The 25,039-nt window shown below is 64.9% G+C and carries 21 protein-coding genes; 11 read left to right on the top strand and 10 right to left on the bottom strand.

What is annotated here, in order from left to right; genetic code table 11:
* Positions 1–44: 44 nt before the first annotated feature.
* Entirely contained in the window at positions 45–296 is a 252-nt protein-coding gene (locus L8F97_RS09205) for a GlsB/YeaQ/YmgE family stress response membrane protein (RefSeq protein WP_242148734.1), read from the top strand.
* Positions 297–356: 60 nt separating this feature from the next.
* Here the strand turns inward: L8F97_RS09205 and L8F97_RS09200 are convergent, their stop codons facing one another.
* Entirely contained in the window at positions 357–1,076 is a 720-nt protein-coding gene (locus L8F97_RS09200) for an SIMPL domain-containing protein (protein WP_242148732.1), read from the bottom strand.
* Between the two features lie 289 nt (positions 1,077–1,365).
* Here L8F97_RS09200 and L8F97_RS09195 point away from each other — a divergent pair, with 289 nt between their 5' ends.
* From L8F97_RS09195 to L8F97_RS09185, 3 genes are all read left to right on the top strand, one after another.
* Positions 1,366–2,550 (top strand): efflux RND transporter periplasmic adaptor subunit, encoded by a 1,185-nt coding sequence (locus tag L8F97_RS09195; RefSeq protein WP_242149085.1) that lies wholly within the window; start codon positions 1,366–1,368, stop codon positions 2,548–2,550.
* A gap of 7 nt (positions 2,551–2,557) precedes the next feature.
* Positions 2,558–5,683 (top strand): efflux RND transporter permease subunit, encoded by a 3,126-nt coding sequence (locus tag L8F97_RS09190; protein ID WP_242148730.1) that lies wholly within the window; start codon positions 2,558–2,560, stop codon positions 5,681–5,683.
* A 109-nt stretch (positions 5,684–5,792) separates the two neighbouring features.
* Entirely contained in the window at positions 5,793–7,001 is a 1,209-nt protein-coding gene (locus tag L8F97_RS09185) for a DUF445 domain-containing protein (RefSeq protein ID WP_409929032.1), read from the top strand.
* Positions 7,002–7,054: 53 nt separating this feature from the next.
* Here the strand turns inward: L8F97_RS09185 and L8F97_RS09180 are convergent, their stop codons facing one another.
* Entirely contained in the window at positions 7,055–7,726 is a 672-nt protein-coding gene (locus L8F97_RS09180) for an HAD-IB family hydrolase (protein WP_242148727.1), read from the bottom strand.
* Between the two features lie 62 nt (positions 7,727–7,788).
* On the opposite strand from L8F97_RS09180, the gene L8F97_RS09175 reads away from it, so the two are divergent.
* From L8F97_RS09175 to L8F97_RS09160, 4 genes are read left to right on the top strand one after another with little or no spacing between them, the layout of a single operon-like run.
* Positions 7,789–8,898, top strand: a complete 1,110-nt coding sequence (locus L8F97_RS09175) for an ABC transporter permease (RefSeq protein ID WP_242148725.1) — start codon at positions 7,789–7,791, stop codon at positions 8,896–8,898.
* A complete protein-coding gene (locus L8F97_RS09170; protein ID WP_242148723.1) occupies positions 8,895–9,725 on the top strand; it encodes an ABC transporter ATP-binding protein in 831 nt (276 codons plus the stop codon). Before L8F97_RS09175 ends, L8F97_RS09170 begins: the two co-directional genes overlap by 4 nt.
* The gene (locus L8F97_RS09165) at positions 9,725–10,687 is read left to right on the top strand and encodes an MlaD family protein (RefSeq protein WP_242148721.1); all 963 of its coding nucleotides are present in this window, start codon (positions 9,725–9,727) and stop codon (positions 10,685–10,687) included. Before L8F97_RS09170 ends, L8F97_RS09165 begins: the two co-directional genes overlap by 1 nt.
* A gap of 8 nt (positions 10,688–10,695) precedes the next feature.
* On the top strand, positions 10,696–11,304 hold the full coding sequence (locus L8F97_RS09160; RefSeq protein ID WP_242148719.1) for an ABC-type transport auxiliary lipoprotein family protein: 609 nt from the start codon (positions 10,696–10,698) through the stop codon (positions 11,302–11,304).
* Positions 11,305–11,685: 381 nt separating this feature from the next.
* Here the strand turns inward: L8F97_RS09160 and L8F97_RS09155 are convergent, their stop codons facing one another.
* The 7 genes from L8F97_RS09155 to cyoA are packed head-to-tail and all read right to left on the bottom strand — an operon-like array spanning position 11,686 to position 18,419.
* Positions 11,686–12,219, bottom strand: coding sequence for a response regulator transcription factor (locus L8F97_RS09155; protein WP_242148717.1), 534 nt, complete (start codon positions 12,217–12,219; stop codon positions 11,686–11,688).
* A complete protein-coding gene (locus L8F97_RS09150; RefSeq protein WP_409929026.1) occupies positions 12,209–13,567 on the bottom strand; it encodes an ATP-binding protein in 1,359 nt (452 codons plus the stop codon). Before L8F97_RS09150 ends, L8F97_RS09155 begins: the two co-directional genes overlap by 11 nt.
* The gene (locus tag L8F97_RS09145) at positions 13,564–14,301 is read right to left on the bottom strand and encodes an SURF1 family protein (protein ID WP_409929025.1); all 738 of its coding nucleotides are present in this window, start codon (positions 14,299–14,301) and stop codon (positions 13,564–13,566) included. Before L8F97_RS09145 ends, L8F97_RS09150 begins: the two co-directional genes overlap by 4 nt.
* Positions 14,301–14,711, bottom strand: a complete 411-nt coding sequence (gene cyoD, locus L8F97_RS09140; RefSeq protein WP_242148716.1) for a cytochrome o ubiquinol oxidase subunit IV — start codon at positions 14,709–14,711, stop codon at positions 14,301–14,303. The genes L8F97_RS09145 and cyoD overlap by 1 nt, the downstream gene beginning before the upstream one ends.
* Positions 14,708–15,325 (bottom strand): cytochrome o ubiquinol oxidase subunit III, encoded by a 618-nt coding sequence (gene cyoC / locus L8F97_RS09135; RefSeq protein ID WP_409929031.1) that lies wholly within the window; start codon positions 15,323–15,325, stop codon positions 14,708–14,710. Before cyoC ends, cyoD begins: the two co-directional genes overlap by 4 nt.
* A 16-nt stretch (positions 15,326–15,341) precedes the next feature.
* Entirely contained in the window at positions 15,342–17,348 is a 2,007-nt protein-coding gene (gene cyoB, locus L8F97_RS09130) for a cytochrome o ubiquinol oxidase subunit I (protein ID WP_242148711.1), read from the bottom strand.
* Between the two features lie 12 nt (positions 17,349–17,360).
* Positions 17,361–18,419 carry a ubiquinol oxidase subunit II gene (gene cyoA / locus L8F97_RS09125; protein ID WP_242149078.1) on the bottom strand — a complete coding sequence of 353 codons (1,059 nt, stop codon included), beginning with the start codon at positions 18,417–18,419 and terminating at the stop codon, positions 17,361–17,363.
* Between the two features lie 214 nt (positions 18,420–18,633).
* Between cyoA and L8F97_RS09120 the strand changes: the two genes are divergently transcribed.
* On the top strand, positions 18,634–19,977 hold the full coding sequence (locus L8F97_RS09120) for an MFS transporter (RefSeq protein WP_242148709.1): 1,344 nt from the start codon (positions 18,634–18,636) through the stop codon (positions 19,975–19,977).
* 84 nt (positions 19,978–20,061) lie between these two features.
* Here the strand turns inward: L8F97_RS09120 and L8F97_RS09115 are convergent, their stop codons facing one another.
* Positions 20,062–21,204, bottom strand: a complete 1,143-nt coding sequence (locus L8F97_RS09115) for an aminotransferase (protein WP_242148707.1) — start codon at positions 21,202–21,204, stop codon at positions 20,062–20,064.
* 177 nt (positions 21,205–21,381) lie between these two features.
* Between L8F97_RS09115 and gpmA the strand changes: the two genes are divergently transcribed.
* The gene (gene gpmA / locus L8F97_RS09110; protein WP_242148704.1) at positions 21,382–22,068 is read left to right on the top strand and encodes a 2,3-diphosphoglycerate-dependent phosphoglycerate mutase; all 687 of its coding nucleotides are present in this window, start codon (positions 21,382–21,384) and stop codon (positions 22,066–22,068) included.
* A 181-nt stretch (positions 22,069–22,249) separates the two neighbouring features.
* Positions 22,250–25,018 carry a PAS domain-containing sensor histidine kinase gene (locus L8F97_RS09105; RefSeq protein ID WP_242148703.1) on the top strand — a complete coding sequence of 923 codons (2,769 nt, stop codon included), beginning with the start codon at positions 22,250–22,252 and terminating at the stop codon, positions 25,016–25,018.
* Positions 25,019–25,039: the final 21 nt, after the last annotated feature.

Raw genomic sequence — 25,039 nt, 5'->3', positions numbered from 1 at the left:
TTTGTCTATGTCAACCCCGACGTTGGGGAGCAATGGAGGGACATATGGGATTCATTATCTGGCTCGTAGTTGGTGGTATTGTGGGCTGGCTGGCCAGCATGGTCATGCGCACCGACGCTCAGCAGGGTATCATTCTTAACGTCGTCGTCGGCATCGTCGGCTCGGTGATTGCCTCGTTCATCTTCGGCGGCGGCATCAACGAAGGCATTACTGTAATGACCTTCATCTATTCGTTGATCGGCGCGATCATCCTGCTCGCGATCGTCAATCTGGTGCGTCGCGGTTCGCTGCGTTAAGCGCGAAAGACGGATCAAGCCTGAGAGGGCCGCGCGGTTACGCCGCGCGGCCTTTTTGCGTTATTTCAGCAGGAAGCGCACCGAGAGCGTGGCTGATACCCGCGATTCACCGGCCGCAAGCGGCGTCGGCGCGGCCTTTGCAGCGCGCATGAACACCACCGGACCGGGTGATGTGCCGTCATTGGCGCCATTCTCCGCGATCGACACGATCCGCGCCACCGACATGCCCGCCGCCTTGGCATAGAGCTCGGCACGGGCCCGCGCGATCTTCACCGCATCTGCCCGCGCCTCGTCGAGCGCAGCATCGGGATCGTCCAGCGCAAGCGTCGGCCCGTCGATCTGGTTTGCGCCCACCGTGGCGAGCGTGTCGAGTATCGCGCCCGCCCGCGCGATGTCGCGGAACCGCACCGCCACCGAATTGCTCGCCTGATACCCGGTGATGGCCGGCGCCTGACCATCGGCATAGCGATATTGCGGGCTGAGGCTGACTGTCGCAGTCTGAAGATCGCGTGCCGCCACGCCCGCCTTCTTCAGCGCGTCGATCACGCGCGTCATGCGCTGCGCATTTTCGGAAAGGGTCGAAGCGGCGGTGTTTCCTTGCGTCACCACACCGGCCCGGATCGTCGCGACATCCGGCGTCCGTGTCGTGCTGCCCTCTGCGGTCACGTCCAGAAGCGTCCCCTCGGCCAGGACGGTCGGCGCCGCACTGGTCTGCGCCGCGGCCGGCAGCGGAGCGAACGGCAGCAGCGTCAACGCCGCGACATGAAGAGGAAAACGCATCGTAATAATCTCCCGGTTGAACAAGCGACAAGGCCCGTGGCGGCTCTATTCGCATGCGTCGGAAAAACCGAAGATGAACGGAACGACCGCGCAACAAAATGCTGAAACCACGCGACCGTTGACAATATGTAACAGGATTCGCCGCTGAGACTGTTCGGGAGATATTGCGGCGTCGCGCCGAAACGTTCATTCTACGAGACGTAAAGCGAACGGCGCTTGAGCGTGGTGCATTATTCATGTAACACAGCCCCTAGTGCGCGGGACCGGCCGGGGCGAGGACGTGGCAGAGATGAATTACGAAACGCCGTTGTTGGGCAATGACGGCACGCTTGCGCTGCCCGCGCCGGAGCGGCGCTATCGGCGGACGCTGGTGATCGTGTCTGTCGTCGCGATCCTGCTGGTGCTGGTCGGCGGCTGGTGGTGGATGCACAGCAAGGCGGCCCCGCAGGCTGCCGTGGTGGAGCAATTACCCACCGTCACCGTGTCGATGCCGGGCCGCTCGACCGTCTCGCAGGTCATCTCCGCCACCGGGTCGCTCGCGGCGCGGCGCGACATGCCGGTCGGCGTGGCGGGCGAAGGCGGCATGATTACACGCGTGCTGGTCGAACCCGGCCAGTGGGTCGGCAAGGGCCAGGTGCTCGCTACGATCGACCGTTCGGTACAGACGCAGACCGGCGATTCGCTCGCCGCGCAGATTCGCGCGGCGGAAGCGGATGCAGGCATCGCCAAGTCGAACTACGACCGCGCGCTGGCGCTGGTTGATCGCGGCTTCATCTCCAAGGCCGATCTCGAAACCAAGGCCGCCACGCGCGACGCAGCGGAAGCGCGCGTGAAGGTGGCACGTGCGACCCTGAAGGAGCAGCTCGCCCGCAACGGACGGCTCGACATCCGCGCGCCCGAAGCGGGATTGATCCTGTCGCGCGGTGTCGAGGCGGGTCAGATCGTCGGATCGGGATCGGGCACGCTGTTCCGCATGGCGGAAGGCGGCGAACTGGAGATGCGCGCGCAGTTGAGCGAGGGCGATCTTGGCAGGATCCATGTCGGTTCGGTCGCAACCGTGCGCCCGGTCGGCAGCGCCACCACCTACCCGGGGCATGTCTGGCAGATCTCACCCGTCATCGACCCGCAAACGCGGCAGGGGATCGCGCGCATCGCGCTCGGCTACAATCCAGCGCTGCGGCCGGGTGGCTTCGCGGCAGCGGAAATCGGCGGTGGCACCACGCGCGCACCGCAACTGCCAAACTCCGCGATCCAGAGCGATGATCGCGGCAATTTCGTGTACATCCTCGATCCGAACAACAAGGTGGTCCGCCGCGCCGTGACTGTTGGTGAAGTTTCGGACGATGGCGTCGCGATCGCCAGCGGGCTGGACGGCAGCGAGCGTGTCGTGCTGTCGGCGGGTGCGTTCCTCGCGCCCGGGCAGAAGGTCGTCCCGATCGTCCAGAAGCCGGTCCTCCAGAAAACAGGCAGCTAACCCCCTCATGGGCTTCCGCAACATCTCAGCCTGGTCGATCCGCAACCCGGTCTTCGCGATCGTCCTGTTCTTCATGCTCAGCGTGGCGGGGATCGTCAGCTTCATCAGGATGGACGTCAACAACCAGCCGGATATCGAATTTCCGGTGGTGATCGTCGAGGTGTCGCAGCCCGGTGCCGCGCCGACCGAACTCGAGACGCAGGTCACGCAGAAGGTCGAGGCGGCGGTGCGCAGCCTGCAAGGTATCGACGAGATTGATTCGACCGTTACCGAGGGCCAGTCGGAAACCGTCGTCCAGCTCGCCATCGGCACCCCGATCGACCGTGCGGTGGAGGATGTGCGCGGCGCGATCCAGCAGATCCGCAGCGATCTGCCCGACGGCATTCTCGAACCGCAGGTGATCCGCGCCAACACCACCGGCAACGATCTCGCCAGCTACGCCGCGATCGGCACCGACATGACGGTCGAGCAGCTGAGCTGGTACATCGACAACACCGTTTCAAAGGAACTGCTGTCGGTCCCCGGCATGGCCGCGGTCGACCGCAACGGCGGCGTCAGCCGTGAGATCCGCGTGATCCTCGATCCGCTCAAACTGCAGGCGCAGGGCCTGACCGCGAGCCAGGTCAACCAGCAGTTGCGGCAGGTGAACCTCAACGCCGCCGGTGGCCGCGCGGAAATTGCGGGCTCCGAACAGGCGGTGCGCGTGCTGGGCAATGCCAAGAGCGCCTATGATCTCGGACAAACGCAAATCTCGCTCGGCGACGGTCGCTCGATCCACCTCGCCGACATTGCCGACGTGCGCGATCTGTATGCCGAGCAGCGCTCCTCGTCCGAGCTGAACGGCCGGCAGGTGCTGAGCTTCGACTTCCAGCGCTCCAAGACCGGCTCGGACGTCAACGTGTTCAACGGCGCGGTCAAGAAACTCGCCGACCTTGAAAAGCGCAATCCCAAGGTCAAGTTCAAGATGATCTTCAACTCGGTGAAATACACCGAGGCGCAGTATCACTCCGCGATGGAGGCGATGGTCGAGGGTGCGTTTCTCGCGGTCGTGGTGGTGTTCATCTTCCTGCGCGACTGGCGTTCGACGATCATCTCCGCGCTGGCGATCCCTTTGTCGGCGATCCCGAGCTTCTGGTTGATGGATCTGATGGGCTTCACGCTCAACAATATGACGTTGCTCGCGCTGAGCCTCGTCGCGGGCGTGCTGGTCGACGATGCGATCGTGGAGATCGAGAACATCGTCCGCCACATGCGGATGGGCAAGACCGCCTATCAGGCCTCGATCGACGCCGCCGACGAGATCGGCCTCGCCGTGCTGGCGACGACGATGGCGATCGTCGCGGTGTTCTTACCCGTAGGACTGATGCCGGGGCTGGCCGGTCAGTTCTTCAAGAACTTCGGCCTCACCGTCGTCGTCTCGGTGCTGATGAGCCTCGCGGTCGCGCGCCTCATCACGCCGATGATCGCCGCCTATTTCCTGAAGTCGCACGGTCACGCCAGCCACGGCGAGGGCCCGGTGATGGACCGCTATATGGCCACGCTGCGCTGGACGCTGAAGCATCGCTGGTCTGCGATCGTCGGCGCCGCCGTCGCGCTGGCGCTGACGGTGGTGTGCTTCTCGATGATCCCGCAGACCTTTCAGCCGGACCGTGACAGCGACAGCAGCCGCGCGATGATCGAGATGGTGCCCGGCACCACGCTCGCCGAAACGCAAGTGGTGGTGCGCAGGGTCGCCGACTTCCTCGGCAAACAGCCCGAGGTCGACTCGACCTACTCCAGGTCGCTGGTCGGCAGTGGTCGCGTTACCGCGATTTTGAAGCCGCGTGGCCAAGGACGCGACGTGACCAGCGTGCAGTTCGAACGCTCACTTGCGCCGCAGCTTGCCAAGTTCGCGGATGCGCGCGTCTCGTTCCAGTCGGGCAACGGCTGGGGCAGTTCGGGCCGTGATTTCACCGTCACGCTCGGTGGTGACGATCCCGCGATCCTGCTCAAGGCGGCACAGACGCTCGTCGCCCAGATGTCAAAGGTGCCGAGCCTCGTCGCGCCGCGCATCGCCGGCGATCTCGAACGGCCGGAAATCGTCATCCGGCCGCGCATGGATCTCGCCGCCAATCTCGGCGTGACGACCAGCGCACTGTCGAACGCGATCCGCATCGCCACGCTTGGCGATATTGACCAGAACAGCGCGAAATTCTCTCTGTCGGATCGTCAGGTGCCGATCCGCGTCGCGCTCGCGCAGGATTCGCGTCAGAAGCTGTCGACCATCAAGAACCTGCCGGTTTCCACAGCCTTGGGCAGTTCGGTGCCACTCGGTCTCGTCGCCGACATCGGCTTCGGCGCCGGACCGACCAAGATCGAGCGCGTCGCGCAGCAGCGCCAGATCACGATCGGCAGCGATCTTGCGCCGGGCGTGGTGAGCGGCACTGCGAACAAGCTGGTGCATGATCTGCCGATCATGAAGAACCTGCCGATGGGGGTTAAGGAACTCATCCTCGGCTCGTCGAAATGGCAGCAGGAGATGATCTCCAACTTCATCGTCGCGGTGTTCGCCGGCGTGTTCCTGGTGTTCGCGGTGCTGGTGCTGCTCTACCAGCGGCTGCTGCCACCGTTCGTCAACATGGGCTCGCTGATCCTCGCGCCGCTGGGCGGGCTGATCGCTTTGCTCATCACCGGCTACCCGGTGTCGATGCCGGTCTATATCGGCATGTTGATGTTGCTCGGCATCGTCGCCAAGAACTCGATCCTGCTGATCGACTTCGCACTGGAGGAGATGAAGCACGGCGTTCCGGTGCGCGAGGCGATCCTCGACGCCGGCCACAAGCGCGCCCAGCCGATCGTGATGACCACGGTGGCAATGGTGGCGGGCATGATGCCGACCGCGTTCGGCCTCAACGGCGACACGTCGTTCCGCGCCCCGATGGGCGTCACCGTGATCGGCGGGCTGACGCTGTCGACCATGCTCACGCTGCTGATCGTGCCCGCACTGTTCAGCCTCGCGGTCGGCGTGGAGCGCTGGGCGGGGCCGCGGCTCGGTCGCCGCTTGCTCACCTACCGCCCCGGAGACGATGGCCAGCCGGTGATCGAGCATGACGAGAAGCCGTTGCTGCCGCCGGCCCCGCACGCGGCCGAGTGACGAAAGCCTGAGCGCCGGACTTGAACTATCCGGCGCGTCGGGCTTTTCGTACCCGATGACGAAAGCCCGCCGCCTGAGCACCGAAGCCGCCCCGCCGGGTCTCGTCCGCATGCGGCTGATCGCCACCGGCCTGTTGCTGGCGATGGCGGCGGTGTTCCTGGTTTCCCGCACCTACGATCAGCGCTGGCCGGCGCTCGGCTTCGTGCGCGCCTTCGCCGAGGCGGCGATGGTCGGTGGCCTAGCCGATTGGTTCGCGGTGACGGCGCTGTTCCGCCACCCGCTTGGCGTGCCGATCCCCCACACCGCCATCATCCCCCGTAACAAGGACCGGATCGGCGACACACTCGCCACCTTCCTGCGCGATAATTTCCTGATCCCGCGCGTGGTTGCGCGCCGTATGCTCCGGCTCGATGTCGCTGGCGCCGCCGGACTGTGGCTGGCCAATCCGCTCGCCCGCGACGGACGTATCGCGCGTGGTGCGTCGGCGATGACGATCAGCATGCTTCAGGCGCTCGATCAGCAGCGGCTCGGCGGGATCGTCCGGGGGATGCTCGGCAAGCGGCTCGCCGATCTCGACGTGGCGCCGCTGCTAGGGCAAGCCCTGACCGCCGCCATCGCGGAGGAGCGCCACCTGCCGTTGCTCGACGGCATCGTGCGCTGGGCGGCGCGCATCCTTGAGGCCAACGACCATCTGATCCGTGCGATGGTGCATGACCGCGCCGGGTCTATCATGCGCTGGACCGGCCTCGACGAGACGCTCTCCAACAAGATCATCGCCGGCCTGAATGGGCTGCTCACCGATATGGCGGACAACCCCGAACATCCCTTGCGTGCCAAGGCTGACGAGGGGCTGGCCAGCCTCGCGCACGACCTGATGCATTCCCAAGAGATGCAGGCGCGGGTGGAAGCGATCAAGGCCGAGATCATCGCCAACCCGGCGATGCAGCGCTGGCTCGACGGCGTGTGGGAACAGGCGCGGGTCGGAATGATGAACATGGCACGCGATCCGGACCGGGTGATGCGCGGCCCGATCGGCGACGCGCTGCGTCAGCTTGGCGAAACGCTTGGCCGTGAACCGATGCTACGCGCGACGATCAACCGTTTCGTGCGCCGCGCCGTGGTCGGCATCGCGGCGGATTACGGCGACAACATCGTCCGGCTGGTGTCGGAGACGGTAAAGGGTTGGGACGCCGACACCATCACCAGCCGATTGGAGAATGCGGTGGGGCGCGACCTGCAATATATCCGCATCAACGGCACGCTGGTCGGCGGCCTCGTCGGCCTCGCGATCCACACCGTGGATGTGGCGCTGGGCTGAGGCGGCCACATCTTGCGTCGGCGACACAGGATACGTCACCGCAACGACGCGACTCACCGCTCGAAGTCGAGAATAGTCCATCCCTTCAGCTTCGCCAGCAGCCGCAGCGGCCCATGCGCGTTGACGGCGAATGCCTCGTCCGCCCACTCCAGCGTCGGCGCGTCGGACACATGGTCGGTATAGAAGCGGACGATCGCGTCATCCCGCGCGATCCCCTCGCCTGCCAGCCACGCCTCGATCATCCGCAACTTGGCCGCACCGTAGCAATTCTCGCCCTCGATTCGGGCGCGAACCTTGCCGTTGTTGCGCACCACACAGGTGCCGATCACATCGTCGAAGCCAAGCCGCTCGGCGATTGCCCCTGCGTAGAACGCGTAGGATGCGGTGGCGAGCACGATCCGCCGCCCCGCCGCGCGGTCCGCCGCGATCGCCGCCCGCGCGCCGGTGTAGATACCGTCCGCGATCACACCATCGGCGAAGTCGGCGACCGCGCGCGCGACCCGCGCATCCTGCCAGCCGTTGCCGAGCAGCAGGCGTTGCGTGATCTGCTTTAGCCGCGCGCGGTCCACCAGTTTGAGCGCGTAGCCGAGCGTCGCCACCCCGGCGAGCGGCAGCAGCGCCAGCCGCCACGGCTTCTGCGCCCGGGCGCTTGCGATGAGAAAGGCGGTCCACGTCGGAGCATGGGTGATTGTCTTGTCGAGATCGTATATGGCGATGGCGTGCATCGTCTCACCCTAGCAACAGCGCGGCTTGCCGTTCCAGCGGGATTGTCGCAAAGATGCGCGCGATGAACGACCCAGCCGCCTTCACGCAAGACCGTTCCGGCGATGGCGATGTCTTGCGCTTCACCGGCAGCCTGTCGCTCGCCCAGATCGGCAACCTGCCTGATCGCCTGCGCAGCTATACCGGGAAGGTCGCTACGGTCGATCTCAGCGGCGTCGAACGGATCGACACGGTCGGCGCGTGGCTGATCCACCGTTTCGCCGCGCAGCACGGTGCCAGGATCGAGGGCCTGGATCAGGACGGCCAGCATCTGCTCCAGCAGGTCGAAGCCGCCGATCAGCCGGTCGCGATACGCCCTGCTTCGGTCGGCGGCATCACCCGCGTGATCGGCGAGGTGGGCGACGCCGTCGTCCTCACCGGCAGGACGCTGGTCGGGCTGGTCGGCTTCCTCGGCGCGACGATGATTGCTTTGTGGAACGTCATCGTCCACCCCTCGCGCTTTCGCTTCAACGCGACCGTCACCCGGTTCGAGGTGGTCGGTGTCAAGGCGCTCGGCATCGTAGGGCTGATGAGTTTCCTGATCGGCATCGTCATCGCGCAACAGGGCGCGGTGCAGCTCCGTCAGTTTGGTGCGGAGGTGTATACGATCAACCTGCTCGGCCGGCTCACGCTACGTGAACTCGGCGTGCTGATGACCGCGATCATGATCGCGGGCCGCTCCGGCTCGGCGTTCGCGGCGCAGCTCGGCACGATGAAGCTGACCGAGGAGATCGACGCGATGCGCACGATCGGCGTTTCGCCGATGGAGGCGCTGGTGCTGCCGCGCGTGATGGCGGTGGTGGTGATGATGCCGCTGCTCGGCATCTACGCCTCGTTGATCTCGATCATCGGCGGCGGTCTGCTGTGCTGGGTCTCACTCGGCATTCCGCCCGTTACGTTTGTGCAGCGCCTGCGCGAGGTGGTGCCGATGACCGATCTGTATGTTGGCCTCATCAAGGCGCCGGTGTTCGGCGCAATCATCGGCATGGCCGGCTGTTTCCAGGGCATGCTGGTCGAGGGCGACGCCGAACAGGTCGGCACCCGCACCACCGCCGCCGTGGTGCAGGGCATTTTCATGGTGATCGTGCTCGATGCGTTCTTCGCGGTGTTCTTCACCTGGGTAGGCTGGATATGAGCACACGCCCCCCTGCCGATACGCCTGACGATGTGATCGTCGTGCGTGGCCTGCGCAACACGTTCGGCGAGCAGGTCGTGCATGACGGGCTCGACCTCGAGGTGCGACGTGGTGAGATCTACGGCGTGGTCGGCGGCTCGGGCACGGGCAAGTCGGTGCTGATGCGCTCGATCATCGGCCTGCAAAAGCCCGATGCCGGCGACATTCACGTGCTTGGCGACCCCACGATCGACCGTGAGGAGACCGAGATGGTCGACCTGTCGAAGCGGTGGGGCGTGCTGTTCCAGGGCGGCGCGTTGTTCTCGACCCTGACCGTCGCGGAGAACGTGCAGGTTCCGCTGCGCGAGTTCTACAAGAAGCTGCCGCCCGCGTTGCTCGATGAAATTGCCGCCTACAAGGTGGTGATGACCGGACTGCCGGCCGATGCAGGCCCGAAATATCCGTCGCAGCTGTCCGGCGGCATGAAGAAGCGGGCCGGCCTCGCCCGCGCGCTCGCGCTCGACCCCGACCTGCTGTTCCTCGACGAGCCGACCGCCGGACTCGACCCGATCGGTGCGGCGGCGTTCGATGATCTCATCAAGTCGCTCCAGCGCACCCTCGGCCTCACCGTGTTTCTCATCACGCACGATCTCGACACATTGTACGCGATCTGCGACCGGGTCGCGGTGCTGGCCGATCACAAGGTGATCGCGGTGGGGACGATCGACGAATTGCTCGCGACCGATCATCCCTGGATCCAGGAATATTTCCGGGGGCCGCGCGGTCGCGCCGCGAGCGCGACCTTGGAACATAATGAAGCGAACGAGCCTGCAGGGACGGAAAGCTGATGGAAACGCGCTCGAATCACGTCCTTGTCGGTACTGTCGTGCTGATTCTGATCGCCGTCATGGCGGTGTTCCTGGTGTGGATCGCCCGCTTCGGCGGGGCGAGTGACAAGGAATACGACATCTTCTTCAAACAGTCGGTCGATGGCCTCGCCAAAGGTTCGGCGGTCGCCTTTTCGGGCGTGCCGACCGGTGAGGTGAAGGAGATCGCGCTCACCAACGATCCGCAGTTCGTGCGGGTGCGGATCAGCGTTAAGGACAATACGCCGATTCTGGTCGGCACCACCGCCACCATCCAGGGCAGCTTTACCGGCACCAGCACGGTCCAGCTCGACGGTGCGGTGAAGGGCGCGCCGCCGATCGCCTGCCCGGACACCAACCCGCAGCTCGATTGCCCCAACGGCCTGCCTACCATCCCGGCCAAGGCCGGGGGGCTCGGCGCGCTGCTCAATTCCGCACCGAAGCTGCTTGAACGCATCTCGACGCTGACCGAACGCTTCAACGAACTGTTGTCCGACAAGAACCAGCAGTCGATCACCGGCATTCTCGCCAACACCAACCGGCTCACCGGCGCGCTCGCGGATCGCGGGCCGGAAATCGCCGCCACGCTGGCTGAGATGCGCACCACGCTGAAGCAGGCGAGTGACGCGGCCAAGCAGATCGGCGATCTTGCCGGATCGACCAACGTGATGATCAACGAGGACATCCGCCCGGCGACCAAGAACCTCGGTGCAACCGTGGCGGCGGCGCAGCACAGCATGGAGACGCTCGATTCCGCGATCTCCGATGCGCGGCCCGGCCTGAAGGCGTTCTCGAAGGAAACCATCCCGGAGGTTGGCGCGCTCGTCCACGATCTGCGCAACATGTCGCAGGCGCTGACGGCGGTTGCCGAGAAGCTCGATCGTGGTGGCGCCAGTTCGCTCGTCGGCCAGTCCAAGCTGCCCGACTACAAGCCAAGCAAGTGAGGTCTTCGATGCGTTCCTTCCGTCCGAAAGCGCCCGTCAAATCGTCTCTCGCCCTGCTTGCGCTGGCGTCGCTGTCGGGCTGCATCAGCTTCGCGCCAAAGCCGCCGCCACAATTGCTGACGATCACGTCGACTACGCCCGCAGCGATCGGGCAGGACCAGAGTTCGGCGACGCAGCCGACGATCGTCATCCAGGTGCCGGCCGTTTCGCAGGCGCTTGCCGGTACGCGCATTCCGGTACAGATCAACGAGACTTCGATCGCTTATGTCGCCAAGGCGCAGTGGGTCGAACCGCCCGCGCGTCTCTTCGCGCGGCTGCTGTCGGACACGGTGACGACACGCACCGGCCGCGTCGTGCTGAGCGTCTCGCAGTTCCGCGCCGATCCGGGCGCGCGGCTGTCGGGCGAGTTGCGCAGCTTCGGGATCGATGCGACCTCGAAGCAGGCGGTGGTGGCGTTCGACGGGTCGTTGATCCGCGATGACAAGAACGTGATCGACAAGAAGCGTTTTTCGGCAAGCGTGCCCGTCTCCGTCATCGACGCAAATGGCAGCGCGGCGGCTCTGAATCAGGCCGCCAACCAGGTTGCGGTGCAGGTAGCGGACTGGGTCGGGCGATAACGCGGGAATAACGCGTACCGGAGTTGCGCGGCAAATGCGTTGCTGTGACCAAACTCCGGGTTTGCGGATCGATCGTGTAGCGCCGTGCACGTAATCGCCCGAGGTCGAAACCGAAAGGCGGCGCAACGCCACCCGCAACGACAGTAGACCGACAGCGGGCGGTGTCTCAAGATCGCCCCACCATGGGTTGGGGTCCGGCAGCATCTATCGCGGCGACGTTCGCCGTGGACGTCGACCAACGCAGGTCCGTTATCCTGCTGCCGAAGCACACATGCCACGGCATCCACGGGGTAGCCTTTTAGTCGCGATGCGATCCGCTTGTTGCAGTCACCTAACCGCAGGATCGTACACACGCGGGCCGATAGAAATGTCAGCGCGCCGTCATTTGACCTGCTGCTTCTCCAGCTTGCGCGCCAGTGTTCGGCGGTGCATGCCCAGCCGCCGCGCGGTTTCGGAGATGTTGAAGCCGGTCTCCGCCAGCACCTCGTGGATGCGTTCCCACTCCAGCGTCTTGATCGAGGTCTGCCGCTCGCTGATCGGCGCGTCGATATCACCCGGCACCTTGTGGAATGCCGCTTCGATATCGTCGGTGTTCGATGGCTTGGCGAGGTAATGGGATGCACCGAGCTTGATTGCTTCAACCGCAGTCGCGATGCTCGCGTAGCCGGTCAATACCACGATCAGCATGGCCGGATCATGCGCGTGCAGCGTCTTGACGCACGCGAGGCCTGACGCCTGACCGAGCTTGAGATCGACCACGGCATAGCCCGGCCGGTGATCTACCAGCAACGCGTCGAGCGCCTCGGGGCTGGCGGCGGTCAGCACCACATAGTCCCGTCGCTCGAACGACCGCTTCAGCGTTCGTGCAAAGGCGTCATCATCCTCCACGATGACGAGCAGACGTTCAGCCGTCATGATCCCCCTCCCCAACCGCCCTGACGTCACCCTCGAAGGCCAACGACGCGATTGGCAGTCGCATCGTCACCTCCGCACCACCATCGGCGCGGTTCCTCGCCGCCACCGATCCGCCGAGATTTCGCATGACATTGACCACCAGGAACAGGCCCAGGCCGCCGCCCGGCCGCTGCTTGGTGGATTGGTAGGGCTTGCCGAGGTTGGCAAGCATTTCGGGCGCGAATCCCGGTCCGCAGTCGCTGACGGTCAGGCGGATCGCGTCACCCTCCCGCGCGATCACAAGCGCAATGCCCTGCGGAGAGACTTCGGCGGCATTGTCGAGTACATTGCAGATCACCTGCTTCAACGCGGTGTCGGACACGATCGGCAGATCAGGCCCGAAATCATTGTCATAATCGATCGGGGCGGTGTGGCGCGCCGCCCAATAATCGACCAGATCGTCGAAAAAGCCATGTACGCTGGTGATGGCGGGCGCCTCGCCGCGCGCCTCGCCCGCCGACATCAGGATGCCGGTGACGATCGCCTTGCAGCGTTCGACCTCGGCCTGCATCTCGGCCATGTCTTGCGCAAGCTGCGGGTCGCTGGCGAGGCGCGGCATCCGCCGCCAGTCGCCGAGGATCACCGCCAGAGAAGCGAGCGGCGTGCCGAGTTCGTGGGCGGCGCCCGAGGCGAGTAACCCGATCTGGATGATGTGGTCCTCATCCGCCGCCCGCTGGCGCATATCCGCGACAAAGGCGTCGCGCGCCCGCAGATTGCCGCTGACCCGCGTGACGAACAGCACCAGCAACACCGCCACCAACGCAAAACAGGCCAGCGCGCCGAGGATGTGCAGCCCGAAAGGATCGGTCGCGAGCTTCAGCGGCAGCGCAAGCGGGCTGAACCGACGCATCAGCAGCGCGAACGCTGCCGTGGTGACGAGAACCAGCGCCCAGCTCGACCAACGTTCCAGCAGGATCGCGCCGAGCACCACCTGGAGCAGGAACAGCGATACGAAGGGATTGGTCGCCCCGCCGCTCAGCGACAGTTGCAGGGTCAGTGCCGCCACGTCGAGCAACAGCGCCGCCAGCAGTTCGCTGTTCGAAATCGTGCGACGTTGCCGCACGAGGTAAAGGCTGAACAGGTTGAACGCGACCAGCCCGGCCAGAACCGCGATCATCGCGTGCAGCGGCAAGACCACACCCATCGCGAACTGGACGACCAGTATGGTTGCGAACTGTCCGACGACGGCCAACCAGCGCAGCTGGATCAGCAACACCATGTTCTTGCGCCCGGCGGCATCTGCCGACAGCAGCGCGCTCATCAACGCGGTGCGGGTCGACTCGCGCGGCGGTGTCGCTTCGATCGTCATCGCAAGGAGGCGCGGCGGATGCGCAGTTCCTCGCGGATCACCACACGCACCCCAAGCAACAGCAGAGCGGCGAGCCCGAACCACGTCAGAGCATAGACAAGATGGTTGTCGCTGAACCGCACCACCGTCATGCCGCCGATCGGGCCGCCGCGCTCGGAGGACGCAGCATCAGCGTCGACGAAATATGGAGCGACGGCGCCAATCCGTTTTGCGCGCGCGATGGCGGTGACGTCACGCGAATACCAATGATCGCCGGCGGGATCGTTCGAGCGCAGGAAGCCGCCGCCCGGTTCGCTCACCCGCAACAAGCCGGTGATGTGCATGGCACCGGCGGGCACGGACGCCTTCGGGTGCGCCACGAAGCCACGGTTTACGAGAACGGTGAAGCCACGCACGGTTCGGAACGGCGACACCGCCCAGAAACCGGCGCCGTGAGCGGTAACCGCCTTGACGAAAACGTCACGCCCCGACTGGTAAACACCGTCGAGAGCGACACGCCGATACGCATCGGCAGCGGTGATGTGCGGCCATGCGTCCGGACGCGGCGCAGGCACGGGCGCGGCATGAAGCCTCGCATCGATCTGAGCGATTAACGCGTGCTTCCACGCGCGTCGCTCGATCTGCCACACCCCGAGCCCGACGAGAGCGACAAACACCAGCGCCGCGATGCTGCCGAGCAGCACCAGCGTCGCCAGCGATCGCGGCGGCCGTTCCATCGGGCCGCCGCGTGGCATCACGGCATCTGTCGCATGTCCTCGACGGACATCGGCATCATGTTGGTGTTCATGTTGTACATCACCCATAGCGAACCGCTCAGCGTGATTATGAGAACGACGAGCGTAAACACCAGCGCCATCATGTTCCAGCCGCCTTCGGACTTGGTGTCCATGTGCAGGAACAGGATCATGTGGACGATGATCTGAATCGCCGCAAACGCCATGATGACATAGCCGGTCGCCTGATTGGGCAGCACGTGGCTCATCACCAACCAGAACGGGATGGCGGTGAGCACCACCGAAAGGCCGAAGCCGAGCAGATAGCTGCCATAGGTGCCGTGCGAGGCACCGTCGCCGTGACGATCGTCATGACCATGTGCGACGTCCTGGCCATGGCTGTGCGCGGGTGCGCCGTCCTGCGTGGTCATCGCAGCATTCCCATCAGATAGACAAAGGTGAAGACGCCAATCCAGATGACGTCGAGGAAGTGCCAGAACAGGCTGAGACACATCAGGCGGCGGCGGTTGGCCTGGATCAGCCCCTTGCGGCCGATCTGCACCATCAGCGTGAACAGCCACACCAGACCGAAGGTAACGTGCAGCCCGTGCGTGCCGACCAGCGTGAAGAACGACGACAGGAAGGCGCTGCGCTGCGGCGTCGCGCCTTCATGGATCAGCGAGGCGAACTCGGTCAGCTCGATCGTGAGGAACGCCGCACCGAACAACGCGGTCACGAACAGCCACAGCTGCGTCTGCCCGACCTTGTTCTGGTTCATCGCCAGCATCGCGAAGCCGTAGGTGATCGACGAGAACAGCAGCATCGCGGTGTTGAGCGCGACCAGCGGCAGTTCGAACAACTGCCGTGGGCCAGGACCGCCGGCGTAGCTGTGTCCCAGCACGCCGTAGGTCGCGAACAGCATCGCAAAGATGAGGCAATCGCTCATCAGGTACATCCAGAAGCCCAGCATCGTGCTGTAGCCCTCGGGATGCTCATGCTCGTCGAGGTCGTAGAACACGTCGAGGTTCTCGCCGCCCGCGGTCATCGAATTTGCCGACATGTTATGCCTCCACCGCGAGCGCTTTGGTCCGCTCGGCTTCGGTACGCGCCACGTCCTCGGCGGGGATGTGGTAATCACGCTTGTAGTTGAACGTGTGCGCGATCGCGGTGGCGATCAGTGCGACGAAGCTGATCGCCGCAAGCCACCACACGTACCAGATCATCGCCACGCCGAACACGACGCTGATCCCGGCGAGAACGATGCCAGCCCACGTGCTGCGCGGCATGTGGATCGCCTTGAAGCCTTCGGTCGGACGCATCGCGCCGCGCTCCTGCATGTCCCACCACGCATCCGTGTCGTGCACGACCGGCGTGAAGGCGAAGTTGTACTCCGGCGGCGGCGACGAGGTCGACCATTCCAGCGTACGGCCGTGCCAAGGGTCACCAGTGATATCGCGCAGCTTCTCGCGGTTGATGATGCTCCAGCCGATCTGGATCAGCATGGCGGCGATCCCGGCGGCGATCAGCAGCGCACCGAGTGCGGCGATGATGAACCAGATCTGCAACGACGGATCGTCGAAGGTGCGGGTGCGACGCGTCACGCCCATCAGGCCCATCACGTACAGCGGGGTGAACGCGACCCAGAAGCCGGGAACCCAGCACCAGAAGGCAACCTTGCCCCAGAACACGTCGAGCTTGAAGCCGAACATCTTCGGGAACCAGAAATTCACCGCCGCGAAAACCCCGAACAGCACACCGCCGATGATGACGTTATGGAAATGCGCTACGAGGAACAGCGAGTTGTGCAGCACGAAGTCGGCCGGCGGCACCGCAAGCATCACGCCGGTCATGCCGCCAATGATGAAGGTGCAGATGAATGCGATCGTCCACATCATCGGCAGTTCGAAGCGGATGCGGCCACGATACATCGTGAACAGCCAGTTGAAGATCTTCGCGCCCGTCGGGATCGAGATCACCATGGTGGTGATGCCGAAGAAGCTGTTGACGCTGGCGCCCGACCCCATCGTGAAGAAGTGGTGCAGCCAGACGACATAGGCGAGGATGGTGATGACCAAAGTCGCGTAGACCATCGACGAATAGCCGAACAGCCGCTTGCCCGAGAAGGTCGAGGTAACTTCCGAGAACACGCCGAACAGCGGCAGGATCAGGATGTACACCTCCGGATGGCCCCAGATCCAGATGAGGTTGATGTACATCATCGGGTTGCCGCCGAAGTCGTTCGTGAAGAAATCCGTGCCGACGTAGCGATCGAGGCTGAGCATCGCGAGCACCGCGGTCAGCACCGGGAAGGCCGCGACGATCAGAATGTTGGTGCACAGCGCGGTCCAGGTGAAGATCGGCATCCGCATCAGCGTCATGCCCGGCGCGCGCATCTTCACAATGGTCGCGATGAGGTTGACGCCGGACAGCAGCGTGCCGACACCCGCGATCTGCAAGGCCCAGATATAATAGTCGACCCCGACACCCGGGCTGTAGGCGATGCCCGACAGCGGCGGATATGCCAGCCAGCCGGTGCGCGCGAACTCACCGACGAACAGCGACATCATCACCGTTACCGCGCCGCCGACCGTCATCCAGAAGCTGAAGTTGTTGAGGAACGGGAAAGACACGTCGCGCGCGCCGATCTGAAGCGGCACCACGAAGTTCATCAGGCCCGTGACGAACGGCATCGCCACGAAGAAGATCATGATGACGCCGTGCGCGGTGAACACCTGGTCGTAATGGTGCGCGGGGAAGATGCCGTCATTGCCGTGGAACGCGATCGCCTGCTGCGCGCGCATCATTAGCGCGTCGGCGAAGCCGCGTAGGAACATGACGAGACCAAGGATCATGTACATGACGCCGATCTTCTTGTGATCGACGGACGTGAACCACTCTTTCCAGAGATAGCCCCACAATTTGAACCACGTCAGCGCCGCGACGAGCGCGATGCCGCCCACCGCGACGCCACAGAAGGTGGCGACGAGAATGGGCTCGTGGAGTGGCAGCGAGTCGATCGTGAAGCGACCGAAGATCGGGCTGATCGGAACGAACTGTGGGGCTGACATGGGTTTCGCTTTTTAAGAACGGGGTTGGCTGGCGGCAGCGGCGATCGCCGTTCCGACAGACGTTGCAGTCGGCTTGGGCAGGCCCGCGCCGGTCAGCAACGCGGTGTTCGAATTGGTAGATCGTGACGGCGTGGCGGCAGCACCAGGCATCGGCATCGGGCCGTGTTTCTGCAATTCATCCGGCGTGCTGTCGGACGCCGCATCGCGCCGCATCATATCGTCCGCGCACATCGCACCGGGCTTGACGCACAGATTGACGGCGGCGCGGAACAGGCTTGTATCGACAGCGGCGAACCGCTGGACCGGCACATGCTCGCTCGGCTGTTCCAGCTTCAGGTACGTCGCTCGGTCGAGCTTGGCGCCTGCGGCCTTGTTGCGCGCGATCCAGCCGTTGAAGTCGGCGTTGCTCATTCCGTAGAACCGAAAATGCATGCCCGAGAAACCGGCACCGCTATAATTCGCCGACAGACCCGCATAGTCGCCGGGCTTGTTGATCACGGCGTGGAGCCGCGTCTCCATGCCGGGCATTGCGTAGATCATGCCGGCGAGTGACGGCACATAGAACGCGTTCATCACCGAGGAGGCGGTGATGCGGAACGCGATCGGGCGATCGACCGGCGCGGCCAGTTCATTCACCGTGGCGATGCCATATTCCGGGTAGATGAACAGCCACTTCCAATCGAGCGCGACCACATCGACCTCCAACGGCTTGATGTTGGCGGCGACTGGACGCCCCACCCCCACGCGCTCGATCGGACGATAGGGATCGAGCAGGTGGGTGCCGACCCAGGTCACCGCGCCGAGGCAGATGATGATCATTAGCGGCGCCGCCCAGATCACCAGTTCGAGCTGAGTCGAATGGTCCCAGTCCGGCTCGTAATGCGCATCCTTGTTGGTGGCGCGGTACCGCCATGCGAACAACGCCACCAGCGCGAGCACCGGCACAATGATCAGCAGCATCAGCACGGTGGCGATGATGAGCAGATCACGCTGCTGCGCAGCAACGTCGCCAGCCGGGTGAAGGACGACCATGTTGCAGCCATTGAGCATCATGCTCGTCGCCAAGATCATGATCGGCCGCAACATCGTGCGGACTCGGAATTTCGGAGCACTTTCGGGCATGGGTTGGCGCCTAGCATGTGTCCCGCAGCGCAACATAGGACATTTTGTCCAATCCCGCAGATGCGAGCAATAATCGAGAGGCCGGCTTGACCGCGCGGACCCGATCCGCGATCGACTCGCCGTGCGTTCTTTGCGCGGCGCGCCGCCATACCGGAGTCGTGATATGAGTACGAAGACCATCGGCAACCAATCCGGCAGCGCCCCGCCCGGCGGCCACGGCACCGATGCGCACGCCGATATCGGCAAGCACGGCATCGCGCCGGCCGAAATCGCGATCGGCGTCATCATCGGGCGAACGTCGGAGTTCTTCGACTTCTTCGTCTATGCGATCGCGTCGGTGCTGGTGTTCCCGCAGTTGATCTTCTCGGACGTGGACCGGCTGACCGGCACCTTCTATTCGTTCGCGATCTTCGCGCTGGCCTTCATCGCGCGGCCGATCGGGTCGATGATCTTCATGACGATTGACCGGATCTACGGGCGCGGGACGAAGCTGACGATCGCGATCTTCATGCTTGGCGGCGCCACCGCGCTGGTCGCGTTCCTGCCGGGCAGCGAACAGATCGGCAAGGCGGCCGGCATCCTGCTGGCGCTGTTCCGCATCGGCCAGGGCATTGCGCTCGGCGGCGCGTGGGACGGCCTTGCCTCACTGCTCGCGCTCAACGCGCCCGAGAACAAGCGCGGCTGGTATGCGATGATCCCGCAACTCGGCGCACCGCTCGGCCTGATGGTGGCGAGCGCACTGTTCGCGTTCCTCGTCTCGACGCTGTCGGCGAACGACTTCATCGAATGGGGCTGGCGTTATCCGTTCTTCGTGGCGTTCGCGATCAACGTCGTCGCGCTGTTCGCGCGGCTGCGCATCGTCTCGACGCCGGATTACCGCAACCTGTTCGAGTCCCGCGATCTTCAGCCGGCGCCGGTGTTCGACACCGTAACCAAACAGGGCCGCAACATCATCATCGGTGCGTTCGCGCCGCTTGCCAGCTTCGCGCTGTTCCACATGGTGACGGTGTTCCCACTGTCATGGGTGTTCCTGTTCACCAAACAGAGTCCGGCCCGCTTCCTCGAGATCGAAATCCTTGGTGCGGTCGTTGGTTTCGGCGCGGTGCTTGCGTCGGGGCTGCTCGCCGACCGGTTCGGCCGGCGCTACGTGCTCGGCGTGTCGGCGATGGCGATCGCGGTGTTCAGCGGCTTCGCGCCACAACTGCTCGCCGGCGGCGATGCGGGCGAGATCGTGTTCATGGTGCTCGGCTTCGCGATCCTCGGCGTCGGCTTCGGCCAGTCCTCGGGCGTGGTTGCGGCGAACTTCACCAGCCACCATCGTTACACCGGCTCGGCGTTGACGTCGGATCTGGCGTGGCTGTTCGGCGCGGCATTCGCGCCGCTGGCCGCACTCGCGCTGGCAAGCCACCTCGGGCTGCTCGCGGCGGGTGGGTACCTGCTGTCGGGTGCGCTCGGCACGATCATTGCCCTGTACGTCAATCGCGAGCTTGGGCAGAAATTCTCCTGAGCCTTGGCTGATACGGTCAACAGGCGGCCCGCTCTCCGGCAGGAGGGCGGGCCGTTTGCTTTGGCAGACCCGGACAATAGCGGGCTAGGGCCGCCGCGCCATCCGCGACAGCGCGGCGTCCAGCGTCGCATCCTGTTTGGCGAAACACAGCCGGACCACGTTCGTCACCGGCGCCTCGGCATAGAAGGCACTGACCGGGATGGTGGCGACGCCCGCTTCGGCGATCAGCCATTCTGCGAATGCGACGTCACCCATCTCCACGCCCGACGCGGTCAAGTCGATGTTGACGAAATACGTCGCCGCGCACGGCAGCACCGTATAGCCAAGCGCGACCAACCCGGCCGTCAGCCGATCGCGCGAGCGCTGGTAGTCGGCTCGCATCGCGTCGAAATAGGTGCGTTCCTTGCCGAGACCATAGGCCGCGCCGGCCTGAAGGTTTGGCGCGGTGGTGAAGGTCATGAACTGATGCGCCTTTGCCAGCACCGCCGCGATCTGCGGCGCCGCACACATCCAGCCGACCTTCCAGCCCGTCAGCGAGAAGATCTTGCCCGCCGATCCGATCTTGACGGTGCGCTCGCGCATGCCGGGTTCGGCGATCAGCGAGCGGTGCTGCGCGCCGTCGAACACGACATGCTCCCAGACCTCGTCGCAGATCGCGATCGCATCATGCGCCACGCAGAAATCAGCGAGCAAGGCCCGTTCCGCCGCATTCACCAGCGTGCCGGCGGGGTTGAGCGGGCTGTTCAGGATCACCAGTCGCGTCCGGTCGCTCGCCACCGCCGCCAGCGCATCGGCGGTGATACGCCAGTGCGGTGGTTCGAGCCGCACCAGCTTCGCCACGCCGCCGGCCCGCTCGACCAACGGCAGATAGGCGTCGTAGAGCGGCTGGAACATCACCACCTCGTCCCCGGGGGAGACCAGTGCAAAGATCGCGCAGGCCAGCGCTTCGGTCGCGCCGGAGGTGACGATCACCTCCTCCAGTGCAAGGTCGAGTCCCTGATGCGCGCGGTAGTGATCCACCACCGCCTGTCGCAGCGGCGCGGTGCCGAGCATCGGCGGATATTGGTTCGACTCCTCGATCAGCGCGCGCGCCGCCTCCGCGAGCACATCCTCAGGCCCGCGACCGTCCGGAAAGCCCTGGCCGAGGTTGATCGCGCCGCTCGCCCGCGCCCGAGCCGACATTGCCTCGAAGATGGTGGTGCCGAGCTGGGTATAGACGGGGTTCATGCAAACGCCTTCAGATCTTTGCGGTCGGTAAGACGCGTTACACGAACAGGCGCGGCAGGAAATCCCACCCCACCCGCATGGCCGCATCCGCCGCCGCACTGCCCCAGCGTGTACGTTGCCTCCGCGCGAGCAGCCGCTAAGAACGGGTGCATCATTGCCCCATGGGAAAGACACCGCATGCCCAGCCTCGTCCTGATCCGCCACGGCCAGTCCGCCTGGAACCTCGAGAATCGTTTCACCGGCTGGTGGGATGTGGACGTGACCGAGCAAGGCGCGGAAGAGGCGCGTGCCGCCGGCCGGCTGATGGCCGAAAAGGGCCTCGATTTCGACCTGTGCTTCACCTCCTTGCAAACCCGCGCGATCAAGACGCTCGATCTGGCGCTGGAGGAAATGCGGCGGCTGTGGCTGCCGGTCGAGAAGGACTGGCGGCTCAACGAGCGGCATTATGGCGGACTAACCGGCCTCAACAAGGCAGAAACCGCTGCCAAACACGGCGACGAGCAGGTCCATATCTGGCGCCGCAGCTTCGACGTGCCGCCCCCGCCACTCGAACCGGGCAGCGCGTTCGACCTGTCGTCGGATCGCCGTTACGCCGGCATCGCCATCCCCGCCACCGAGAGCCTGAAGGATACGATTGAGCGCGTGCTGCCATATTGGGACAGCCGCATCGCACCGGCCCTGAAAAGCGGTCAGCGCGTGCTGATCTCCGCGCACGGCAATTCACTGCGCGCGCTGGTCAAGCATCTGTCGAACATTCCGGATGATGAAATCACCGGGCTGGAGATCCCGACCGGGCAACCGATCGTGTATGACCTTGATGACGATCTTGTTGCGACCGACCGCTATTACTTGAACGAGCGGTAACATTCTGACGTAAAGGTCGCTCACCTCGTCTCTTTATTGCCCCATTATGGGGTAATCAGGAGCGAGTTGGCAGTTTGTTCCATAGCTTAGCGTGCCATTATTGGCCACATCGACACTGTCGCAGTGGCCTTAAGTAGTGCAGCGGAATGGTATTCACAGGCACCATCGGATACCAGCAGGCATGACAGACGTGCCCATCTCCAACCCGCAGACGCGTAGCGTTTTCGCGGCGGCGGTGGGTTTTGCGCTGCTTGCTGCGGCAACGGCGTTGGCAACCGCAGGCCTGACCTCCCTCGCCGAGCTGCGCAATATTCCGACACCGCTGTTTCCGGCGATCGGCGTTGCGCTGGCGGGGCTGGTAGTCGGCGGCCGCCGGCTCTGGCCAGCGGTGGTGATCGGTGCCGTCGCTGCGCTGTTGGTTCATCCTCATACCTATCCGCCGATGCTGGAGGTACTCGCCAGCCTAGCGGGCGCGTCTGCGGCGTGGCTTGGTGCGAGCCTGATCCCAGCGGAGGGAGATGTTAGGGCGCTGCAACCGTCGTTGCTCGCGTTGCTCGCCGCCGGTGGCGCGGTGGTCATCACGTGCGCGGCCGGTGCCGTGCTCGGTGCACTGCTGCGTGGTTCTTCGCTCGACAGTACCGATGCCGTCCGGGAGTTCGCGATCACGGCACCGGTCCAGACCATCCTCGCCCTCGCGCTGCTGTTGTGGCCAGCGCGCGCAACGCGCCGCCCCGGGTTAGCACCCGTGCTGCTCGGCGCGATCGGGCTGCCGCTGCTCGCGCTCGCCGCATTGTCGATGCTCGACATCCGGCCGGGCGCGTGGGTCGTTGTACCGCTGCTGTTATGGGCGGGAGTCGCTTACCGCCGTAGCGCGATCGGCGCCGCGCTGATCCTGCTGCTGCTGAGCGGCGCTTCGCTAGTCATTTTCAGCATCACCGCAGGCGCACCGCTCACGGCCGACTTGGTGCCGTTCCTGGCGCTGAGCGCCACCGCCGCGCTGATGATCGATGCGCTGGGCATCGCCGGCCGCGCTACGCTACCGGCCCACACCCGGCGCGCCACCGAGATGACGGCGTTCGTCGCCGACGCGCCGGTCGCGATCGCCGCCCTTGATGCGGAACTACGCTATCGGGTAGTGTCGCGCCGCTACCTGCGCGACCTGCGGCTGGAGAACGAACCCTCGATCATCGGCCGGCGCCCGGCCGAGGTGCTGCCGCCGTACGCCGCGCACCTCGGCGATGGCGCGGTGCGAGCGCTCGCCGGCGAGAAGGTTTCGCGCCCCGTCAGCAAGGTACGGATGGCGGATGGCTCGTGCGAGTATCTGCGGTCCGAATTGCAGCCGTGGCACGATAGTGACGGCGCGATCGGTGGCGTGATGGTGTTCGGCGAAATTGCGACGGAGGCGGTGAGATCACGTGCCGCGCTGGAGGAGGCCGAAACCCGATATCGCGCCGTCTTCGAACAGGCGGCGGCCGGTTTCGCCCGCACCGGGCTGGATGGCCGTTTCCTCGAAGTGAACGACCGCTTTTGCGAGATCGTCGGGCATGATCGCGCCGCACTGCTGACGAAGTCCTATCGTGACATCACCCACCCGCTCGATCTCGGGGCGAGCGACGCGATCTTGCAGGCGATGATCGCCCGCTCCGACGAGCAGTTCTCGGTTGAAAAGCGGTATTGCAGGCACGAGGGCCAGGTCATCTGGGTGACCATGTCGGCCACCATGATCCGGGACCGCGACGGACAGCCACTCTACGCGGCGTCGGCCATACAGGACATCACCGCCCGCAAGGATGCGCTCGCCGCGCTTGCCAAGAGCGAATTGCGGCTGCGGCTCGCGCAGTCGGCTGCGGGCGCCGGACTGTGGGAAATCGATTTCGAGCGTGACGCGATCATCGCCTCCGCCGATATGCTGCGCATGCACGGCGTCGCGCCCGAGCGCACCAACGGCGTACCCCTTCGGGAATGGCGTGCCTTGTTCGACCAGCCGACGCTCGATCTGATCGACAGCAGCGGATTCGCCTCCCGCGAGGTTGCCAATCATGACATCGTGTACCCGGTGGTGCGGTCGGACGGCACACTGCGCTGGATCCATAGCATGGGTCGCACCTATCGGACCACCGACGACACCAAACGCATCATCGGCCTCTCCATCGACGTGACCGCCGCGCAGGCGGCGCAAGCGGAGCTGCGACACGCACAGGCAACGATGCTGCGCGTGTCGCACCTGAGCGCGATGGGCAGCGTGGCAGCAACGCTCGCACACGAACTGAACCAGCCGCTTGCCGCGATCGTCAACTACATCGAAGTGTGCGTTCGCATCCTGAAGGCGCAGGCCGATGGTCACCCGCCGCAACTGCTCGACGCGGTGCTGCAGGCGCAGACACAGGCGATGCGCGCGGGACAACTCGTTCAAAAGATGCGGCAACTGACACCGAACAGCGCCGCCACACGCCGCCGCGAGCCGATCGGCAACATTATCGAGAACGCTTATACCGCCATCGCCCCCGATGCCGTGGCCGAGAACGTCACGGTGCAACGCAATTACGAACACGGCAACGAGGAGATCCTGGCCGACCGGCTCCAGATCGAACAGGTGCTGATCGGTATCTTCCACAATGCCATCGAGGCGATGCGCGGCTACGAGACCAAGCGCGTCGACCTTACCGTCGCGCGGCGCGGCGACACCCTCATCATCCGCATCGCCGACACCGGCGTCGGCGTGGCGGCGGCGGCCATCCAGCAGGTGTTCGAACCGTTCGGCGATCCACGCGATCGCGGCTCAGGACTGGCGTTGCCGGTGTGCCGCACGATTATCGAGAGCCACGATGGCAAACTGACGGCCGAATCGGCGCCGGAGGGCGGCGCGGCCTTCCTCATCGCGCTGCCCTTCGCGCCGGTGCGCGAGGCAGGTCAGCGGCGCGCCTTGCCCGATCCCGTGGCGCGAGCGTGACCGACGACTCTGCCAGCCGAC

Origin of the sequence: Sphingomonas sp. BAUL-RG-20F-R05-02 (assembly GCF_022662305.1) — a bacterium.
Taxonomy (GTDB): domain Bacteria; phylum Pseudomonadota; class Alphaproteobacteria; order Sphingomonadales; family Sphingomonadaceae; genus Sphingomonas.
This window is presented reverse-complemented; position numbering and strand designations above follow the sequence as displayed.

Bases quoted from the DNA above. Each gene is read 5' to 3' on its own strand.
- L8F97_RS09205 (WP_242148734.1), top strand. From the start codon at position 45: ATGGGATTCATTATCTGGCTCGTAGTTGGTGGTATTGTGGGCTGGCTG.
- L8F97_RS09200 (WP_242148732.1), bottom strand. From the start codon at position 1,076: ATGCGTTTTCCTCTTCATGTCGCGGCGTTGACGCTGCTGCCGTTCGCT.
- L8F97_RS09195 (WP_242149085.1), top strand. From the start codon at position 1,366: ATGAATTACGAAACGCCGTTGTTGGGCAATGACGGCACGCTTGCGCTG.
- L8F97_RS09190 (WP_242148730.1), top strand. From the start codon at position 2,558: ATGGGCTTCCGCAACATCTCAGCCTGGTCGATCCGCAACCCGGTCTTC.
- L8F97_RS09185 (WP_409929032.1), top strand. From the start codon at position 5,793: ATGCGGCTGATCGCCACCGGCCTGTTGCTGGCGATGGCGGCGGTGTTC.
- L8F97_RS09180 (WP_242148727.1), bottom strand. From the start codon at position 7,726: ATGCACGCCATCGCCATATACGATCTCGACAAGACAATCACCCATGCT.
- L8F97_RS09175 (WP_242148725.1), top strand. From the start codon at position 7,789: ATGAACGACCCAGCCGCCTTCACGCAAGACCGTTCCGGCGATGGCGAT.
- L8F97_RS09170 (WP_242148723.1), top strand. From the start codon at position 8,895: ATGAGCACACGCCCCCCTGCCGATACGCCTGACGATGTGATCGTCGTG.
- L8F97_RS09165 (WP_242148721.1), top strand. From the start codon at position 9,725: ATGGAAACGCGCTCGAATCACGTCCTTGTCGGTACTGTCGTGCTGATT.
- L8F97_RS09160 (WP_242148719.1), top strand. From the start codon at position 10,696: ATGCGTTCCTTCCGTCCGAAAGCGCCCGTCAAATCGTCTCTCGCCCTG.
- L8F97_RS09155 (WP_242148717.1), bottom strand. From the start codon at position 12,219: ATGACGGCTGAACGTCTGCTCGTCATCGTGGAGGATGATGACGCCTTT.
- L8F97_RS09150 (WP_409929026.1), bottom strand. From the start codon at position 13,567: ATGACGATCGAAGCGACACCGCCGCGCGAGTCGACCCGCACCGCGTTG.
- L8F97_RS09145 (WP_409929025.1), bottom strand. From the start codon at position 14,301: ATGCCACGCGGCGGCCCGATGGAACGGCCGCCGCGATCGCTGGCGACG.
- cyoD (WP_242148716.1), bottom strand. From the start codon at position 14,711: ATGACCACGCAGGACGGCGCACCCGCGCACAGCCATGGCCAGGACGTC.
- cyoC (WP_409929031.1), bottom strand. From the start codon at position 15,325: ATGACCGCGGGCGGCGAGAACCTCGACGTGTTCTACGACCTCGACGAG.
- cyoB (WP_242148711.1), bottom strand. From the start codon at position 17,348: ATGTCAGCCCCACAGTTCGTTCCGATCAGCCCGATCTTCGGTCGCTTC.
- cyoA (WP_242149078.1), bottom strand. From the start codon at position 18,419: ATGATCTTGGCGACGAGCATGATGCTCAATGGCTGCAACATGGTCGTC.
- L8F97_RS09120 (WP_242148709.1), top strand. From the start codon at position 18,634: ATGAGTACGAAGACCATCGGCAACCAATCCGGCAGCGCCCCGCCCGGC.
- L8F97_RS09115 (WP_242148707.1), bottom strand. From the start codon at position 21,204: ATGAACCCCGTCTATACCCAGCTCGGCACCACCATCTTCGAGGCAATG.
- gpmA (WP_242148704.1), top strand. From the start codon at position 21,382: ATGCCCAGCCTCGTCCTGATCCGCCACGGCCAGTCCGCCTGGAACCTC.
- L8F97_RS09105 (WP_242148703.1), top strand. From the start codon at position 22,250: ATGACAGACGTGCCCATCTCCAACCCGCAGACGCGTAGCGTTTTCGCG.